Annotated in this window: 13 protein-coding genes; 10 read left to right on the top strand and 3 right to left on the bottom strand. The window is 64.9% G+C overall.

All coding sequences use genetic code 11. The features are described 5' to 3' along the window. Both JHD59_RS10005 and JHD59_RS10010 read left to right on the top strand, forming a co-directional pair. Positions 1-449 (top strand): ABC transporter permease subunit (locus JHD59_RS10005; protein ID WP_199154113.1); only part of this gene is annotated, 449 nt, incomplete at its 5' end. Continuing rightward, positions 437-1555, top strand: coding sequence for an ABC transporter ATP-binding protein (locus JHD59_RS10010; RefSeq protein ID WP_103321048.1), 1119 nt, complete (start codon positions 437-439; stop codon positions 1553-1555). The genes JHD59_RS10005 and JHD59_RS10010, both read left to right, overlap by 13 nt. A gap of 46 nt (positions 1556-1601) precedes the next feature. Here JHD59_RS10010 and JHD59_RS10015 read toward each other — a convergent pair whose 3' ends face one another. Further along, positions 1602-2222 (bottom strand): NADPH-dependent F420 reductase, encoded by a 621-nt coding sequence (locus tag JHD59_RS10015; protein ID WP_103321049.1) that lies wholly within the window; start codon positions 2220-2222, stop codon positions 1602-1604. A 102-nt stretch (positions 2223-2324) separates the two neighbouring features. On the opposite strand from JHD59_RS10015, the gene JHD59_RS10020 reads away from it, so the two are divergent. After that, positions 2325-3236: a LysR family transcriptional regulator gene (locus tag JHD59_RS10020; protein WP_199154114.1), complete on the top strand. Its 912-nt coding sequence runs from the start codon at positions 2325-2327 to the stop codon at positions 3234-3236. A gap of 79 nt (positions 3237-3315) precedes the next feature. On the opposite strand, the gene JHD59_RS10025 is transcribed toward JHD59_RS10020, so the two are convergent. After that, the gene (locus JHD59_RS10025) at positions 3316-3792 is read right to left on the bottom strand and encodes a peptidylprolyl isomerase (RefSeq protein WP_199154115.1); all 477 of its coding nucleotides are present in this window, start codon (positions 3790-3792) and stop codon (positions 3316-3318) included. 297 nt (positions 3793-4089) lie between these two features. Further along, complete coding sequence (locus JHD59_RS10030; protein WP_199154116.1) at positions 4090-6726, bottom strand: family 20 glycosylhydrolase; 2637 nt, start codon at positions 6724-6726, stop codon at positions 4090-4092. 320 nt (positions 6727-7046) lie between these two features. Between JHD59_RS10030 and entS the strand changes: the two genes are divergently transcribed. The 7 genes from entS to JHD59_RS10065 all read left to right on the top strand — a co-directional run bounded on the left by entS (position 7047) and on the right by JHD59_RS10065 (position 18069). Then, the gene (entS, locus tag JHD59_RS10035; protein WP_199154117.1) at positions 7047-8318 is read left to right on the top strand and encodes an enterobactin transporter EntS; all 1272 of its coding nucleotides are present in this window, start codon (positions 7047-7049) and stop codon (positions 8316-8318) included. Positions 8319-8556: 238 nt separating this feature from the next. Continuing rightward, positions 8557-10665, top strand: coding sequence for a TonB-dependent receptor (locus tag JHD59_RS10040; RefSeq protein WP_199154118.1), 2109 nt, complete (start codon positions 8557-8559; stop codon positions 10663-10665). A gap of 115 nt (positions 10666-10780) precedes the next feature. Then, positions 10781-11062, top strand: coding sequence for a DUF2218 domain-containing protein (locus tag JHD59_RS10045; protein WP_199154119.1), 282 nt, complete (start codon positions 10781-10783; stop codon positions 11060-11062). Between the two features lie 10 nt (positions 11063-11072). After that, on the top strand, positions 11073-12182 hold the full coding sequence (locus JHD59_RS10050) for an ABC transporter substrate-binding protein (RefSeq protein WP_103317026.1): 1110 nt from the start codon (positions 11073-11075) through the stop codon (positions 12180-12182). Then, positions 12179-13246, top strand: coding sequence for an iron ABC transporter permease (locus JHD59_RS10055; RefSeq protein ID WP_233163984.1), 1068 nt, complete (start codon positions 12179-12181; stop codon positions 13244-13246). Before JHD59_RS10050 ends, JHD59_RS10055 begins: the two co-directional genes overlap by 4 nt. Next, entirely contained in the window at positions 13243-14016 is a 774-nt protein-coding gene (locus JHD59_RS10060) for an ABC transporter ATP-binding protein (protein WP_199154120.1), read from the top strand. Before JHD59_RS10055 ends, JHD59_RS10060 begins: the two co-directional genes overlap by 4 nt. A gap of 153 nt (positions 14017-14169) precedes the next feature. Further along, positions 14170-18069 carry a non-ribosomal peptide synthetase gene (locus tag JHD59_RS10065; protein WP_199154121.1) on the top strand — a complete coding sequence of 1300 codons (3900 nt, stop codon included), beginning with the start codon at positions 14170-14172 and terminating at the stop codon, positions 18067-18069. Positions 18070-18196: the final 127 nt, after the last annotated feature.

Raw genomic sequence — 18196 nt, forward strand, 5'->3', positions numbered from 1 at the left:
GCGCAGCCATGCTGGCGCTGGCCTATGCCATCATGTTCCTGCCGCTGGCTCTGGTCAGCGTGCGCAGCGCCTTGATGCAGGCGGAAAGCAAGCTGGAGGAACTGGCGCGCTCGCTGGGACTCAACTGGTGGCAGGCGCTGTGGCGCGTGGTGCTGCCGCTGGCCGCGCCGGGCCTGGGCGCCGCCGCCAGCCTGGTTTTCGTCTCCGTCATCACCGAATTGACCGCCACACTGCTGCTGGCGCCCATCGGCACCGAGACGCTGGCCACCCAGGTGTGGGCCGATACCGCAGCCCTGGCCTTCGCCGCCGCCGCGCCGTACGCCGCCATTCTGATCGTGCTGTCGCTGTTCTCCACCTGGCTGCTGATGTCCTGCCTGGGACGCGGCGCCGTGCTGGGCGCGCAGACGCAAGCTTGGAAATCACAGGAAACGCCGTCATGTCGGAATTGAAAATCGAAAAGCTGGGCAAACGCTTCGGCGAACACCGGGTACTGGACGACATCAACCTGACCGTCGAACAAGGCTCGCTGCTGGCGCTGCTGGGCCCGTCCGGCAGCGGCAAGACCACGCTGCTGCGCCTGCTGTGCGGCTTCGAACGCTGCGACGCCGGCAGCATCCGCATCGGCGGCCGGCTGGTCAGCAGCGCGCAGCTTCATCTGCCGCCCGAGAAGCGCCAGATCGGCTATGTGCCGCAGGAAGGCGCGTTGTTCCCGCATCTGTCGGTGGCGGACAACATCGTGTTCGGCCTGCCGCGCGCCGAGCGCCGCGAACGCCGCCGCGTGGCCGAGTTATTGGACATGGTGGGCCTGCCGGCCAACTTTGCCGAGCGCGCACCGCAACAGCTGTCCGGCGGCCAACAACAACGGGTGGCGCTGGCCCGCGCCCTGGCGCCCAAGCCGGCGCTGGTGCTGCTGGACGAACCGTTCTCCGCGCTGGATGCCGCGCTGCGCGCCGAAACCCGCCAGGCCGTGGCCGACGCGCTGGCCGCCAGCGGCACCACCGCGCTGATGGTGACGCACGATCAGGCTGAGGCCCTGACCATGGGCCGCCAGGTAGCGGTGCTATGGCAAGGCCGCCTGCTGCAAGTGGCCACGCCGCAAACGCTGTACCAGCGTCCGGCCAGCCCGGAACTGGCCGACTTCGTCGGCGACGCCGTGCTGCTGCCCGGCCGCGCCCAAGGCGGCGAAGCGCAGTGCGCGCTGGGCCGGCTGCCGCTGCTGGACGGCATGCCGCAAGGCGAAGTCAATGTGCTGCTGCGGCCGGAACAAATCCGCCTGCTGCCGCCCACCTCAACTGGCCACGCGCCGCAAGCCAGCGTGCTGGACGTCAGCTTCAGCGGCCACGATGCCTGCGTGCGGCTGGTATTGGAAAACGGCAGCCTACTGGCCGCCCGCGTGCCCGGCTACAGCTGCCCGCAACCGGGCCAAACCGTCGCGCTGCAAGTGGAAGGGGCCGTGGCCTGCTTCGCCGCGCCCGGTGGCTCAAGCAGCGCAGGCGGCAGCATCGCCGCCACCCGCCTGCAACACAGCCCGGCCTTGTTTCGGCAGGGACGTTGAGCGGTCCCCTCTCCTCCGCAACGAGGGAGAGGCTCCCCGCCTCCCCTCATACAGCGGCCAAGGCCGCTTGCAGCTCTTGCTTGTTAAGCGGCTTGCAGTAAGCAGGCGTGCCTGGTTCGAATCGCGCCCCTTCAGACAACACGCCTGCATCCACGACATCAAATCCAAATTGTTCATAAAGCATGGCTAGAAGCGCCTTATCGCTTTCAAGATCGCCAGCAACGGGTAGTGCGCGGCGCTTCGGTGTTCCGACAGGCTGGCCGTCATTTTCCAGATCATTCATTGGGATGGCGTTAAACGCCTTAACGATCCGTGCTTGCGGAAAATAGTTGGCAATCAACTCGCTCGAGCTTGTCTTCTTCAAGTCCAGCGCCTCAATGCATCCGTCCCGCTCGGGATAGTAGTTGCAGGCATCTACCACCAGCTTGTCAGCTAGCAATGAAGGCGGAAGGGTGTGATAGGCATACAGTGGCACTGCCAGTACAACCATGCTGCCAAACTGCGCAGCTTCTTCCACGGTACCCAGCGTGCAACCTGTGGAATAAGGCAGGCTAAACATAGACCTCGGACCGCGCGAGTTGCTGACCATCACCTCATGGCCGGCGTTGACCGCTAGTTTGGCTAAAGCCCGGCCAACCACGCCCGCACCAATGATTCCTATCTTCATGACGAGTACTCCATATGAAAGTGACATTTGGAGTATATTTACCCATTCCTGAGAGATAAATGGTCCAAAAATTGGATAACAAACAACTCAGAAGAGAGAATCATGGACAAGTTGACCAGCATGGCGGTCTTCGCTAAGTCTGCTGAACTGGGTTCATTCGCAGCAGCGGCGCAGGCGCTTGAAATGTCATCGCAAATGGTGGCAAAACACGTCGCGGCACTGGAAACCAGCCTGGGCATCACATTGCTCAACCGGACAACCAGACGACAAAGCCTGACCGATATCGGCCGCGCCTATTACGACCGCTGCAAAATGGTATTGGCCGAAGTCGATGCCGCCGACTCCCTCGCCCAGGAAATGCACTCCCAACCCAAGGGCTTATTACGCGTTAGCGCACCCATGACTTTTGGATCTTTCAGCCTGGCGCCCTTCGTCACACGCTATTTGGCTCGTTACCCGGAAGTGAAAATAGATTTGTCTCTCAGTGATCGCTATGTGGATCCGCTGGAGGATGGATACGAAATCCTGATACGCATAGGAGAGCTTGAGGACTCATCCCTGATCGCCCGTCCCCTGGCCCCATACAGACTGATTGCCTGCGCCGCGCCTTCCTATCTGGCTCGGCACGGGGCACCAGAGATACCGGCAGACTTGTCTCTTCACGATTGTCTTGCATATACCTACGGAGCTTCAACGATTCGCTGCCGCTGGATATTCACCCAGAACGACATGACTCATGAAATAGAAGTAAATGGACGCTTGCGCAGCGACAACTGGAAAGCGCTGCTGCATGCGGCCACCGAGGGCTTCGGTATTATCTTGGGGCCAGAGGATGTAATGGAGCCAGAAATAAAGGCTGGGCGATTAGTCCGCATCCTGCCGGACTATGTGGGTCCATCTCGTCCCATGCATGTGCTTTACCCGTCTCAACGGAAGCCAACGGCAAAAATACGCAGCTTCATTGAAGCACTGATAGACGAGTTCGGAACGGAATGCCTTGCTCGAGAACCATGATGCGTGGTTTGAATGGAGGTCCGGTCAAAACAAAACCCTCCCGGATGAGGAGGGCTTGCTCTGCTTGGGGCTGGCGGGATCAGTGCTGATGCCCGTGCTCGCCATGCACATGCTGGTGGGCGATTTCCTCGGCGGTGGCCTCGCGCACGTCCATCACTTTGAGGGCGAAGCGCAGGGTTTTGCCGCAGAGCGGATGGTTGCCGTCCAGCAATACGGTCGGGCCCTTGATCTTGGTGACGAAATAATAGCGCGGCTCGCCATCCGGACCCAGGCGTTGGATCTGTCCGCCTACCTTGATGCCGGGCGGGAAGTCGGCCTTGGGCATGGTGGTGACCAGGGCTTCGTCGCGCGCGCCGAAGGCGTCTTCGGTAGCAAGCTCCACCGTGGTTTGAAAGCCGGCTTCCTGGCCTTCCAGCGCGGCTTCCAGTTTGGGGAAGAGATTGTCGTAATCGCCGTGCAGGTAGGAAACCGGGTGTTTGCCATCGTCGTAAACCAGGCCCTGGCTGTCGGTGACTTTCATGCGCAGGGTGACGGCGGTGTTGGCGGTGATTTTCATGGCGGGAAATGGCAAAAAAATTGAAGCCGGAAGGTTGGCAGTTAAGCGAATCAGTGTCAACTGAATCGCCCCTGGCTTGCCAGATGCTTGTGTGCCAGCGCCCCATGCGAAAGCAGCCATTTTTGATGCGACACCAGCCCCTTTGCCAATCCGGCCACCTAACCTGGCCATGCTCTTCAAAGCCCGCGCCAAGGAAAACGACGGACCAACAGGCCCGCCGTCCTTTACCCGTCAAATAACGCAGGCCATCAGGCCAGCGCGTTCAAAACGCCGCCGGCGCCCGCGCCCCATGCCCGCTCACTGCCAGGACAAGGCCTCCACCCGGCCCACGCGGCTGCCGTCCTGGCTCACGCCGCGCCAGTAATCGGCCTGCACCTGCCGGCCTGGCTGATAGGTTTGCCAACTGCGGCCGTCGGTCGAGTACTGCAGCCGCGCGCCCGGCCATTCCGTGGTGACGGCATACGGCCCGCTGCCCGGCTGCACCGCCGGCATCGGCAGGCGGTATCGCACGCCGGCTTTTTCCAGCTTCGGCGCTTCGCGCCAGCCCAGCACGGCGGCAAACTGTTGCCAATCGGCGTTCAGCGCCGCCTTGTCCACCAGGTGGGTGACGCCCAGCTGGTAGGTTTCGCCGGCCTGGTATGGCCGCTCCCACGCCGCCTTGTGCCAGGCGCGCTCGGCCAGCGCCAGCATGCGCGGGTAGACGCGCTGCTCAAACTCGGCGTCGGTGCGCACGATCTCGCTCCACGCCTGTCCTTGCATGCCGGCAAAACGCGCCGGCGCGGCAGAGCTGGTCACGGCAAATGGCTTGCCCTGGCGATCCGGCATCACTTCGGCGTTCTGCGCCAGGTTGTCCGGCGCGAAGCTGAACACCTTGTAGCTGTCGGTATCGCGCGAGGCCCAGTAGTAGCCGTGTTCGCGCGGGTTCAGCTCGTAGGGGAAGTCGAAGTACAGATAGTCCGGCATCGCCAGCACGGTCTTGAATCCCCTGTTGGCCAAATCGCTGGCAGACTGCGCGGCGCCCCAATACAGGGTGTCCCATTCGGTGACCAGGGTATGCGCGGTGGCGAAGTCCGACGCGCCAGCCGCGCCGTGCACGCCATCCTGCCAGGCGCCCATGGCGGCGATGCCCTGGCCGGCCACGATGCCGCTGGCCTGGCGGGCGAACCTCAGCGGCAAGTCGTCCACGCTCTTGATCTGGCCGCTGCTGACAAGCGCCTGGCAGGCCGGCGAGCGGCCCCACGGCTTGTCCTGTTGCGCCATTTTTACCTTGCCCTTGCCCGGATCGCTGCCGCTGACATCCTGAAAACCGCCGCCCAACAGGATATTCTTGGCCTCGTCGCCGCCAAAGTGCCAGGTCTGTAGCGGCTGGCCGGCTTCGCGGTGCATGGCCGCCACCTCGGACACCAGCTTGCTGACGAAGCGCTGGCTGCCCGGCACGCAGGGGTTCAGGTAGGTGTGGCGGTCGTAAAACTGCACCGACAAGGTGTTCGATTGGTCTTGCGGGTCGAGCAGGCGGTATTCGCTGGCTGCCTGCGGCTGGCCTGCCGCCATCAGCTTGCGGTAACGCGCTTCCATGGACACCACGGCGGCGCGGGCGTGCGCGGGCATGTCGAATTCCGGGATCACCTCGATGAAATGCGCCTGGGCGTAGCGCACCAGATCGATGTAATCGGCGCGGGTCAGATAGCCGCCGCCAGACTGGTTGTCCGGGCCGGAACCAAGTTGCGGCAGCAGGCAGCGGGTTTCGCTCAAGTCATGGCAGCGCCGCGCGCCGACGTCGGTCAGCTCCGGCAGGCCCGGAATCTGCACGCGCCAGCCTTCGTCGTCGGACAGGTGCAGGTGCAGCTTGTTGAGCTTGTAGGCGGCCATCTGCTCGATCAGCCGCCGCACGGTGGCCGGCTGCTTGAAGTTGCGCGCCAGGTCCACCATCATGCCGCGATACGCATAGCGCGGCGCGTCCTCCACCGTCATCGCGGGGATGGCGCCGCCGCCTTGCGGCGCCAGGCCCAACAAGGTTTGCACGCCATAAAACACCCCGGCCGCATCATAACCTTCCACCGTGGCGCCCTGTTGGCCGATTGACAGGCGGTAACCGCCGGACACGGCGATGTCTGCCGGCAATTTGGTCCCGGCCACTCCCCCCGCCACCGGCGCCCCATTGGCGCGCAGCCCCAACTGCGCCGCGCGCTCTGCCAACGCCTGCCGCTGTGCAGGATCGAGCCCGGATAGATTCAGACTGAGCCCGCTCACCTGCACCTGGCCGCTGCCCGCTTGCTGCCGCATCACCGCGGGGATGGTGCGTTTTGCCACCTGCGCGGCAGACAGCGGCAACCCGCGCGGGGTAAAGGTGTGATAGCGCTGCTCCGGCGTGGCCAGCGGGCGCTGTTCGCCGGCCGGGTTCTTCCAGTTGTCGCCGGTCAGCGGCAGCAGGTAGCTGGCATCGTCGCTGCTGTCATGCTGCAGCAGGGCTGGCGGCTGGCCATCCACCACTACATAAGGCCGCGGCAGCACGTCGCTTTCCTGCAGCAGCCAGTATTCGTCTATCAGCGGCAGTTCCAGCTTCTGGCCGGCGGCCAGCCCCTGGAAGCCGGCCGTGGGCGTGAGCTGGTACAAGTCGCCAGTGATATGGCGGATGGCGAAGTCTGGCGAATCCAGCTTCAGAATGCGGCGGATGCTGTGCAGATACAGGCTCCATCCGCTGCCGGCCGGCACGGCTTCACCGCCACGGTTCTCCAGAATCAGCCGGCCCTTCAGGCAGGAGGCCCAGTCCGCGCCCAGGTCGGCGCAGGGCGCGCCGGCAGCTGCGCCCTTATTGGTATCCACCGCCATTTTCAGCGACAGGCTCTGCCCCAACGCCGCCGCATCCGGCGCCGACCAGGCGGCGGACGACAAGGCTGCCAGCACAGCCATGCTCAGTAATCGTTTCAGGTTCATCTTCCTCTCCTCCTCCACAGCCATGCGAAGCCGACCCATCCAGCAAGGGCTCGGCAGGAATCATTTCAGCGCCAGATGCCAGCGCCATTTGGTATTAGATTGGTATTATTGGTGACATGCAATAGGTATTAACAACGCGGCTTGATGCAAAACAAATTACCCATCGCCAGGAGCCCCCATATGCCTGGGCTTTCTGGCTCGACTCACAATTAATATTGATTCTCATTAATATTAAGTGCTAGCATGCGCCTGCTTCGACAGGACATCCGAATCCGCATTCGGCGCCGGTCCAGCCTTTGTCATCCACATCGCCGCTTACCATGAAAAAATCCCCCATCCTCGTTGATTTCAGCCTGCTCAGGCTCAATCCGCATTTCCGCTGCATCTTCATCGCCCGCCTGATCTCGGTGTTCGCCTTCGGCATCCTGATGGTGGCGGTGCCAGTGCAAATCCATCAGCTGACCGGCTCCCCGCTGCAGGTGGGCATGGCCATGGCGCTGGACGGCATCGGCATGTTCGCCGGCCTGATGTGCGGCGGCGTGCTGGCGGACCGCATGGACCGCCGCCGGCTGATTCTGCTAGGCCGCTCTTCCTGCGGCCTGGGCTTTTTGGCGCTGGCGGCCAATGGGTTTCTGGAGCAGCCGTCGCTGGCCGCGCTGTACGCGGTATCGGCTTGGGATGGTTTCTTCAGCGGCATAGGCATCACCTCGCTGATGGCGTCCATTCCGGCCATCGTCGGGCGGGAAAACCTGCCGGCGGCCGGCGCGCTGAGCATGCTGACCATGCGTCTGGGCGCGGTGCTGTCGCCGCTGCTGGGCGGCGCCGTCATCGCGGCCATCGGCGTCAACTGGAACTACCTGCTGGCCGGCCTCGGCACCTTGCTGACCCTGGTGCCGCTGACCCGTCTACCCAGCCTGCTGCCGCAAGGCGGCGAGCTCGCCCATCCCTTGCGCGCGCTGCGCGAAGGCTTCGGCTTTCTGCTGCAGGACAAGGTCGTCGGCGCGGTGGTGGCGGTGGGCACGCTGCAGGCTTTGCTGGCCTCGGTGCGGGTGCTGTATCCGTCGCTGGCGGAGGATGGCTACGGCAGCGGCGCTTTCGCCGTGGGCCTGATGTATGGAGCGGTGCCGCTGGGCGCCATGCTGGGCGCCTTCACCAGCGGCTGGGTGGCCGGCTTGCGCCGTCCCGGCGCCGCCATGCTGGCCGCCCTGCTGGCTTCCGCGCTGGCCCTGGCCTCGCTGGGCTGGATCCCTCACCTGGCAGCCGCGCTGGCGGCGCTGGCTGTAGTGGGCTACTTCGGCTCCATCGTCTCTTTGCTGCAGTTCACACTGGTGCAGGGCCGCACGCCGGACCACCTGCTGGGGCGCGTCAACAGCCTGTGGAACGCGCAGGACGTGACGGGCGACAGCCTGGGCGCTTTCGGCCTGGGCGCGCTGGCGCGGCTTTTGGCGCCGATGGCCGCCACCGCTGCGCTCGGCCTGAGCGCGGCGGCAGCCGGACTGGCGATGCTCGCCGGCTTTGGCCAACTGCGCCGGCTGCGGCATGGCGCGGGCAGCGAATCCCCGACGCCTAAAGCGGCTCCGCAACAGAGCTGATCCCAGCGTCGTTGCGTCCGGCGGCGCGCGATAGAAACCAGATTTCTGCACGCGCCGCCGCTTTATTGAGAATGATAATGCAAACAATTCCTATTTACATTAAGGTAGATTGGTGCGACAATACGTCAACCATTTGACATTGATTGCGCAAATATTCCGCTGGCCTCAATAAAACCTTGCCACAGCGCCGCGCCTGCCAAGTGGACAACCGTTCCGTGATGAACTCTGGGTTTAGACAATGAAAAACAATCGCCTCCCACGCCAGGGCTTCCGACTGGCGCTGCTCTCTGCTGCCGTCTGCAGCCTGCACCTCCCCGCCGCCTATGCTGCGGAAGCTGAATTGCCGACCGTAGTCGTCACCGCCACCGGTTACGAACAAAAGATCAAAGAAGCGCCCGCGAGCATTTCCGTGATTACGAGAGAGCAGCTGGAAAAGAAGCCTTACACCAATTTGACCGATGCCCTCAGTGATCTGGAAGGCATCAACATCAATGGTTCCGGCCCGGGCGACAAGGACATTTCCATCCGTGGCCTGCCCGGCGAATACACGCTGATCATGGTGGATGGCCGCCGCCAGAATACCCGCGAGACACGCAGCCGCGGCACCGGCGGCTTCCAGCAATTCCAGATTCCGCCGATGGAAGCGATTGAACGCATTGAAGTCGTGCGCGGTCCGATGTCTTCGTTGTATGGCTCCGACGCCATGGGCGGCGTGGTCAACATCATCACCCGCAAAGCGCCGAAGGAATGGCACGGTTCGATGACGCTGGGCGGCACCATCACCGAACACTCCAATGAAGGCAACACCGGCCAGAGCAGCTTCTGGGTGGGCGGCCCGCTGGTGAAGGATCTGCTGTCGCTGCAACTGTATGGCGCGCTGAATAATCAGGCAGAGGACAATATCTTCTACGCCAACAGCGGCGATGGCGGCAAAGTCGGCACACACTTGGGCGACATCAACGCCAAGCTGAGCTTTACCCCCAACAAGGATCACGAGATCACCTTCGAAGCCGGCCACAATGAGCTGCGTCAGACCACCACGCCCGGCAAGAGCGTTGGTCTCTATTTGAAGGGAACCACGCCGAATACCAAGGACGATTATTTTGACGTCCGCGACCACTGGAGCCTGAGCCACAACGGCAAGTACGGCAATATCCGCTCCAATCTGGCCCTGTATCAGGAAATCGAAAAACCCAGCCACAGCGTCAACAACGTCGATGACGGCAAAGGCCTGAAGCTGACCAATACCACGCTGGATGGGCAACTGACCTTCCTGTTTGATCGCCACACGTTCAAGGTAGGCAGCCAGGTCGGCCAGCAAGTCGGGGACAATATGGCCGCGCAGGAAGCACTGCTGCCCCCATTCAAATTCACCGGCACGCCCAACCCTAACAAGATTACCGTCAATACTTGGGCGTTATTCGCGGAAGACACTTACGACCTAACCGACACCCTGAAGCTGACCGGCGGCGGCCGTCTGGACCATCACAGCGTCTTCGGCAGCCACTTCACGCCGCGCCTGTACCTAGTGGATCAACTGAACGCCAACTGGACATTGAAAGGCGGCGTGGGCAAGGGCTTCAAGGCGCCGACCATCCGCCAGAGCACCGATGGCTACTGCATGCGCACCGGCAGCCAGGTGGAAACCGGCCTGCTGTGCGGCAACTCCAAGCTGAAGCCGGAAGAAAGCACCACTTACGAAGCCAGCCTGCACTTCGACGACAACCAAGGCTTGAACGCAAACGCCACCGCCTTCTTCAACCGCTTCCGCAACAAGGTGGTGAGCTACGGCACCGACCAATTCACCAACGAATTGATCGCCAAGGGCAATCCGGCTCGCATCTACGTATACGACAACGTGGACAACGTGGACATCCATGGCCTGGAGTTCTCCGGCAGCTGGGCGTTTGCGCCGCGCTGGACCGTGTCCGGCAACTACACCTACACCAAGTCCAAGCGCCACGGCGGCAAGGAAACCAGCTACTCCGGCCAATCGCTGGAAGGCATGCCGCTGGACAAAACCCCGGAACATGCCGGCAACGTCAAACTGGCTTGGAACCCGGTGGAAAAACTGGATGTGTACAGCCGCCTCAACTTTGAAGGCAAGCAGTACTACACCGGTTTCCGCAACGGCGCCAACGTCGTCCGCACCCGCGGCGGCTCCAGCACCTGGGATCTGGGCGGCACCTACCAGATCAACAAGACCTTCGACGTCAACTTCGCCGTGCTGAACGTGGGCGACCGCAAAGTCGCCATCGATGACCGCGCACGCGACAACGGCCTCAACGGCAACTGGATGGTCGACGAAGGCCGCCGCTATTGGCTGACCTTGACCGGCAAGTTCTAAACCCCGCCCTTCCCGTCCGCTTGGCTCAAGCAGACGGGAAGCCGCGCACGGCAGTTGCCGGACCCCATCGGTCCGCCAACTGCCTGTTCCCGTTTATGCAATAGGAGAAATCAAGATGCTGAGCAGCCGCGCTTCTTTGACCACCGCCCACGCCGACAAGGTGCTGTACAAGCTGTGCAAGCACTACGCGCTGAAAGTGCCGGTGGATTTCGACACCCATCGCGCCCACGTGCAGTTTCCCATCGGCACCTGCGACATCCTGCGCCAAGGCGACACGCTGGACATGGTGTGCGCGGCGGACGCGGCCGACAAGCTGGCCAAGATCGAATTCATCATGGACGAACACCTGGGCTTGATGGCCAAGCAGCCGGAACTCAAGCTCGACTGGCAGAAGTAAAGGATTCCCGATGACAACCCTATTCTCCCGCCTGCTGCTGGCCGCGCTGTTCGCCACAAGCGCGCTGACCGCCCAGGCCGCCGTCATCACCGACATCGCCGGCCGCAAAGTGGACGCGCCGGCCAAGACGCAGCGCATCCTGCTGGGCGAAGGCCGGCTGTTCTACGCGCTGGCGCTGCTGGAAGGCAAGCAGCCGCTGGCCCGCATTGCAGGTTGGCAAGGCGACTTCCGCCAACTGGACCCGCAGACCTACGCCCAGTACAAGAAACGCTTCCCCGAAATTGACCGCATCCCGCTGATAGGCGGCACCAGCGAGAACTCGGTCAGCGCCGAGAAAGTGCTGGCGCTGAAACCGGACATCGCCATCTTCAGCGTCTCCGGCCACGGCCCCGGCCTGAACAACCCCATCGTCAAACAGCTGCAAGCCGCTAAAGTGCCGGTGGTGTTTGTCGATTTCCGCAACGCGCCGCTGGAGCACACCGTGCCCAGCCTGCGCATCATGGGCCAGGCGCTGCAGCGCGAGGCCGAGGCGGAGCGCTTCATCCGCTTCTATCAAAGCAAAATGGACGCCATCCGCCACACCGTGGCTGCCATCCCGGCGCAGCAGAAGCCCAAGGTGTTTCTGGACCTGCGCGCCGGCGCCTTCCCCAATGTCACCAGCGCCGGCAAAGGCAGCCTGGGCGAGCTGGTGGATGCCGCAGGCGGCGTCAATATCGGCGACAAGCTGATTCCGGGCGCGGTGGGCGAAGTCAATATGGAGCACATCCTGGCCGCCAAACCGGACTGGTATATCGGCACCGGCAGCGCCGCGCCCGGCGACAAGGCCGGCATCCAGTTCGGCGCGGATATCGCGCCGGCCCAGGCGCGCGCCTCGCTGGCCGCCGCCGCCGCGCGCAAGCCGGTGGGCGCGCTGGCCGCCGTGCGCGAGGGCCGCACTTTCGGCGCCTGGCACCACTTCTACAACACGCCTTACCACATCGTGCTGCTGGAAGCCTTCGCCAAAACGCTGCAGCCGCAGCGCTTCGCCAAGCTGGACCCCGACGCCAGCTGGCAACAACTGCACCGCGACTTTCTGGCGATCCCGCCGCAGGGCACGTACTGGGCGAGGGGCGGCAAATGATGGAACACGCCATGGCGGCGCCCGCCGCCTCGGCCATCTCCGCCGACTACCGCCGGCGCTTGCTGCGCCGGCTGTTGCTGATCGCGTTTTTGATCGGGCTGATATTCGCCTCGCTGACGCTGGATGTCACCACCGGCGCCAGTGGCCTGCCGCTGGCCGAGTTCTGGCAAACGCTGCTTGAGCCGGCCACGGCTGATCCGTCCACCGCCGTCATCGTATGGGACATCCGCCTGCCCTACGCCCTGATCGCCGTCGCCGCCGGCCTGGCGCTGGGCCTGGCCGGCGCGGAGATGCAGACCGTGCTGCACAATCCGCTGGCCGACCCGTTCACGCTGGGCCTGCAGCCGGCGGCGGCGTTTGGCGCGGCGCTGGCCATTCTGCTGAACCTCAGCCTGCCCGGCGTGCCGGCGGCGTGGATGCTGCCGGCCAACGCCTTTGTCTTCGCCCTCGGCTCCGCGCTGCTGCTGGACGGCGTGGCGCGTGTGGCGCGGATGGCCGCCAGCGGCGTGCTTCTGTTCGGCATCGCGCTGTTCTTCAGCTTCAACGCCCTGGTTTCGCTGCTGCAGTTCGTTTCCACCGCCGACGCGCTGCAAGACCTGGTGTTCTGGCTGATGGGCAGCCTGTCGCGCGCCGACTGGCCCAAGCTGGGGCTGCTGTTCGGCGCTTTCGCGCTGATTCTGCCGTGGTCCATGGCCAACGCCTGGCGACTCACCGCGCTGCGGCTGGGAGAGGACCGCGCCGCCAGCTTCGGCATAGACGTGCGCCGGCTGCGCCTGGCGTCCTTGCTGCGCGCCAGCCTGCTCACCGCGCTGGCGGTGGCCTTCGTCGGCACCATAGGCTTCATCGGCCTGATCGCGCCGCACATCGCGCGGCGGCTGGTGGGCGAGGATCATCGCTTCTATCTGCCGGTCAGCGCGCTGACCGGGGCGGCCATCCTGTCGCTGGCCTCCTGTGTCACCAAGAATCTGATCCCCGGCGTCATCGTGCCGGTGGGCATCGTTACCTCGCTGGTGGGCATTCCCTTCTTCATCGCCATCGTGCTGCGCAACGGAGGTCGGACATGAGCGGGCATCTGTCGCTGGAAAACCTGTCGGTGAGCTACGGCAAACACCGGGTGATAGACAAGCTCAGCGTGCCCAGCCTGGCAGCCGGCGAAGTCGCCGCCCTGCTCGGCCCCAACGGCAGCGGCAAATCCACGCTGCTGCGCGCGCTGGCAGGCCTGCAGGCTTGCGACGGCGCGGTGCGGCTGGGCGATAGGCCATTGAACCACCGCCACGGCGAGGCCGCCTATCTGCCGCAAACGCTGCCGCCCTGCGTGCATCTGACGGTGTTCGAGTCCTTGATGGTGGCTGGCCAGGCCACGGCTGCGGGTCTGTTTCGCCGCCATGGCGACGACGAGGTGGTGGCGCTGCTGGAGTCCTTGGGCATCGCCCACCTGGCGCGCCATTATCTGGACCAACTGTCTGGCGGCCAGCGCCAGCTGGTGGGCATCGCCCAGGCCTTGATCCGCGAACCGGCGGTGCTGCTGCTGGACGAGCCGCTATCGGCGCTGGACCTGAACTACCAGTTCCACGTCATGGACCTGCTGCGCCGCGAAACCCGCCGCCGCGGCATGGTGACAGTGATCGTGCTGCACGACCTCAACGCCGCGCTGCGCCATACCGACCGTGTGCTGATGCTGAAAGGCGGCCAGTTGCTGGCCAATGGCCGGCCGGAGCAGGTCATCGATGCCGCCACGCTGCGCGCGGTCTACGGCGTGACAGGACGCGTGGAGCGCTGCCCGCAAGGCGTGCCGCATATTCTGGTGGATGGATTGGCAGGCCGCGCCGGCTAAGGCGCCTGCTCGCCGCGGCCCGCCGGCCGCGGCAGTCATCGCCGTAAATTTTGCAGATTTCCGCATAGTTAATTGCAATTGATACTCAATCGCATTTATTATGCGGCATCATCATTCCGCAAGCCGCCTGCGCGGCTCATCCAGCAGCACATCATGAACCCGACACCGTCCCGCCTCCCCGTCAGCGCCGCCCAGCACGGCATCTGGATGGGCCAGCAACTGGCAGCGCACAATCCATCCTACTGGACCGCAGAAGCGATAGAACTGCGCGGCCCTCTCCTTGCCGAGGCGCTGCTCGAATCCGCGGCGGAAGTGCTTGCGCACTGCCCGGCGCTGAACATGCAGTTCCACTTCGACGGCGAATCGCTGTGGCAACAGCCGCATGCGGAACGGTTTTCTCCCCCTGGCCTGCATGACCTGAGCGGCGCGGACCATCCGCGCGCGGCCGCCGATGCCTGGATGCGCGAGTCCCTGTCCCGCCCCTGGCAAACCGATTCCGAACGCCCGTTCCGCGCGGCGCTGCTGAAACTCGGCCCTCGCCATCACCTGTGGTATCTGCAAACGCACCACATCGCGCTGGACGGCTACGGCTACGGCCTGCTGGCCAAGGCGATCGCTGCGCGCTACAGCGCGCGGGCATCCGGCCAAGCCATGCCTCCCCTGCCCGACTGGTCGCTGCAAAAAGTGCTGGCGGAAGACCAGGCCTATCGGGCATCGACGGATCGGGACCATGACCGCGCCTTCTGGCAACAGCGGCAAGGCCATCTTCCGGCCGCGGTAACGCTCGCGCCGCCGCAGGCGCTGGCCGATCATGTCGCCAAGGCCGGCGGCATGGTGGACGCGCGGCAGATCGCCAGCTGGCAGCTTGCCGCCAAGACATGCGGCGCCAATTGGGGAGGCTGGCTGCTGGCCGCGGTTGCCGCCTGGCTGGCGGAACACACCGGCCGCCGCGACATCACCCTGGGCCTGCCGGTGATGAACCGCATCGGTTCCGCCGCGCTGGACATCCCCTGCATGGCGATGAATATCGCCCCGTTCAGCCTGCGGCTGACGCCAGGCGACACGCTGGCGGAACTGGTGCGCCAGTCGGAAGATGGCCTGCGCGCCATCCGCCCCCGCCAGCGCTACCGCTACGAATGGCTGCGCGGCGACCTGGGCAGGCTGGCCGGCAATGACCGGCTGTTCGGCCCCGTCGTCAATCTGATGCCGTTCGACCGCCGCGCGCCGTTCGCCGGGCTGGAGGCCCGCATCCTGCCGATCAGCGCCGGGCCGGTGGAGGATCTGTCCATCAACCTCAGCCTGCTGAATACAGAATGGCGTTTCAGCCTGGAGGCCAATCCGCGCGCTTATCCGCCAGAGCGGCTGCAAGCGCTGTGGCAATCGCTGCTGCACTGGCTGGACAAACTGGCCCAAACGGAACCCGCCACGCCGCTGGCCGAGCTGCTGCCCCATCTGCCGCCCTTGTCCGTGCTGCACGGCCCCGCGCTGGCGCGCCCGCCGCAGGACGTCATGACCCGCCTGGCCGAGCAAGCCGCCAGCCAGCCGGATGCGGCGGCGCTGGTCTGCGGACCGCAAACACTGAGCTATAGCCACTTGCTGGCCAGAGTCCAGGCCCTGGCCGGTCAATTGCGCGCCCAGGGCCTGCAGGACGGCGAGCGCGTGGCGATTCTGCTGCCGCGCGGCGTCGATGCGATCGTCGCCATTCTGGCCACGCTATGGGCCGGCGGCTGCTATGTCCCGCTGGACCCGCACGGCCCGCCGGCGCGCCTGCAAATGGTATTGGACGATGCCGCGCCCAAGCTGGCGCTGACCTGGCAGTGCTGGGCGGCGCAGCTGGGCGGCATCGCCACCCTATGCCTGGACGAGGCCTTGCCTTTCGCGCCATCGCAGATGCGCGCCATGCCCGCGGCGGCGCATCTGCCCGCCTACCTGCTGTACACCTCCGGCTCCACAGGCAAGCCCAACGGCGTGCTGGTAGGCCGCGGCGCCTTGGCGCATTTCGTCTCCAGCGCCGGCCAGTTCTACCGGTTTGCCCAGGGCGAACGCATGCTGCAGTTCGCGCCGCTGCATTTTGACGCCAGCGTGGAGGAAATTTTCCTCGCGCTATGCCATGGCGGCACCTTGCAGGTGCGCGACGAGGCCATGCTGGAGTCCATGCAGGCCTTTGTCGATGCCGTATCCGGGCTGGGCATTGACGTACTGGACCTGCCCACCGCCTTCTGGCATGAGCTGGCCTATGCGCTGACGCCGCAGCTGGCCGAGCAGCTGTCCGGCGTGCGCCTGGTCATCATCGGCGGCGAAGCCGCCCTGCCCGAGCGCGCCAGCCGCTGGCGCGAGCTGCTGCCAAATTGTGTCCTGCTGAACAGCTACGGCCCGACCGAGGCATCCATCATCGCCACCGGCGCCATTCTGTCCGGCCCCGGCGCGGCATGGGACGGTTCGGACAGCCTGCCCATCGGCCTGCCCCGCCCCGGCGTGGACGCCGTCATTGTGGACGAGACATTGCGCCCGGTTCCGGCGGGCGAGGCCGGCGAACTGTGCCTGCTGGGCGAGGCCTTGGCGCTGGGCTATCTGCACCGGCCGGAATTGACCGCGCGCCGCTTCGTTGAACTGAGCGCCCTGCCCGGTTCGCCGCGCGCCTACCGCACCGGAGATCGAGTCGCCTGGCGCGATGGCCAGCTCCGCTTCCTGGGCCGCTTGGACCAGGAGCTGAAGATCAGCGGCCTGCGCATCGATCCGGCCGAGGTAGAAAACGCGCTGCTGGCCCATCCCTCGGTGCGGGAAGCCGCGGTGATCGGCCTGCCGCGGGCCGGCGGCGGCTACACGCTGGCCGCCTTCCTGAGCGGGGAGGAGCAAGCCGATGCGGCAGCGCTGCGCCACGCGTTGGCGGATGTCCTGCCCGCCGCCGCCATCCCTGACCGCTGGCACTGGCTGCAGCAACTGCCGCGCAACGTCAACGGCAAAATAGACCGCAAACAGCTGGCCCTGCTGGCCGATGACGCGCCCGCCGCTTCGGCGGACGCCGGCGATGCCACGCCGCTGCAGCAAAAGATCATGGCCGTCTGGCAGCAGGTGCTGGGCGCTATGCCGGACAGCCTCCATGCCAATTTCTTCGCCATGGGCGGCAAATCGCTGCAGGCCATTCAGGCCGCCAACCGGCTGAGCCGCGAGCTGGAGCGCGAAGTCCCCGTTTCCGCCTTGTTCACCCATCACACCGTCAGCGCGCTGGCGCAAGCGCTGTCCGCCCCGGCGGCGCACCGGCCGCCCGCGCAAGACAGTGACCCGTTCGGCCCCTTGCTGACCATACAGCCTGGCGCGCAGCCGGCGCTGTTCTGCCTGCATCCGGCGGAAGGACTGTCCTGGTGCTATCTCGGCCTGGCGCGCCACCTGCCCGGCGTAGCCATCTACGGCCTGCAGGCAGCGGGCATCCGCGGCGAGACGCCGGACAGCTTCGCAGCCATGGTGGATGGTTATATAAAGCAAATCCGCGCCATTCAGCCGCGCGGACCGTACCGGCTGCTCGGCTGGTCGCTGGGCGGCGCGCTGGTTCAGGCCATGGCCGCCGCGCTGCAACAAGCCGGCGAAACCATAGAACTCTTGGCGCTGATGGACAGCTACCCGGTCACACGCTGGCAAGGCCGTCCCGCCCCCACCCTGCGCGACGCGCTGGTGACGGTGCTCAGCGTCAACGGCGAACTCGATGTCGGTCCCGATGGCCACCCCCTGGACAACGAGGCCATCTACCAGCGGCTGCTGCGCCCCGGCAGCCCGCTGGCGCCGCTGGGCCGCGCCGCGCTGGAGAAACTCGCCCTGGCGTCGTGGCAAGGCATGCAGCACTTCCGCGCCAGCCAAACGCCGCGCTACCACGGCGACATGCTGTTGTTCCGCGCCAGCCATCATCCTGCGGATGGACCGCAGGCAGCCGACTGGGAGCCCTACCTGAACGGCCGGCTGGAGGTGATGGAGCTGGACTGCGATCACATCGGCATGAGCGATCCGCAACCCATGCGGCGGATCGGGGAAGCGCTGGCCAGGCGGCTGATAACGGGGTAATGCTTGCCGGGCAATGCCCGGCGCAAAGCAATACTCCACCCGCCATCTAGTTTTCGGAAAAACAAATCTCATACCAAATGAATTAAGCAGCATTTTTACTGTTGACTTAGTCCAGCTTTGGCGATAA

The organism is Chromobacterium sp. ASV23 (assembly GCF_016428945.1).
Taxonomy (GTDB): Bacteria; Pseudomonadota; Gammaproteobacteria; order Burkholderiales; family Chromobacteriaceae; genus Chromobacterium; species Chromobacterium sinusclupearum.

Coding starts and splice junctions, on each gene's coding strand:
- JHD59_RS10045 (WP_199154119.1), top strand. CDS start 10,781: ATGCTGAGCAGCCGCGCTTCTTTGACCACCGCCCACGCCGACAAGGTG.
- entS (WP_199154117.1), top strand. CDS start 7,047: ATGAAAAAATCCCCCATCCTCGTTGATTTCAGCCTGCTCAGGCTCAAT.
- JHD59_RS10025 (WP_199154115.1), bottom strand. CDS start 3,792: ATGAAAATCACCGCCAACACCGCCGTCACCCTGCGCATGAAAGTCACC.
- JHD59_RS10060 (WP_199154120.1), top strand. CDS start 13,243: ATGAGCGGGCATCTGTCGCTGGAAAACCTGTCGGTGAGCTACGGCAAA.
- JHD59_RS10015 (WP_103321049.1), bottom strand. CDS start 2,222: ATGAAGATAGGAATCATTGGTGCGGGCGTGGTTGGCCGGGCTTTAGCC.
- JHD59_RS10010 (WP_103321048.1), top strand. CDS start 437: ATGTCGGAATTGAAAATCGAAAAGCTGGGCAAACGCTTCGGCGAACAC.
- JHD59_RS10055 (WP_233163984.1), top strand. CDS start 12,179: ATGATGGAACACGCCATGGCGGCGCCCGCCGCCTCGGCCATCTCCGCC.
- JHD59_RS10065 (WP_199154121.1), top strand. CDS start 14,170: ATGAACCCGACACCGTCCCGCCTCCCCGTCAGCGCCGCCCAGCACGGC.
- JHD59_RS10020 (WP_199154114.1), top strand. CDS start 2,325: ATGGACAAGTTGACCAGCATGGCGGTCTTCGCTAAGTCTGCTGAACTG.
- JHD59_RS10040 (WP_199154118.1), top strand. CDS start 8,557: ATGAAAAACAATCGCCTCCCACGCCAGGGCTTCCGACTGGCGCTGCTC.
- JHD59_RS10030 (WP_199154116.1), bottom strand. CDS start 6,726: ATGAACCTGAAACGATTACTGAGCATGGCTGTGCTGGCAGCCTTGTCG.
- JHD59_RS10050 (WP_103317026.1), top strand. CDS start 11,073: ATGACAACCCTATTCTCCCGCCTGCTGCTGGCCGCGCTGTTCGCCACA.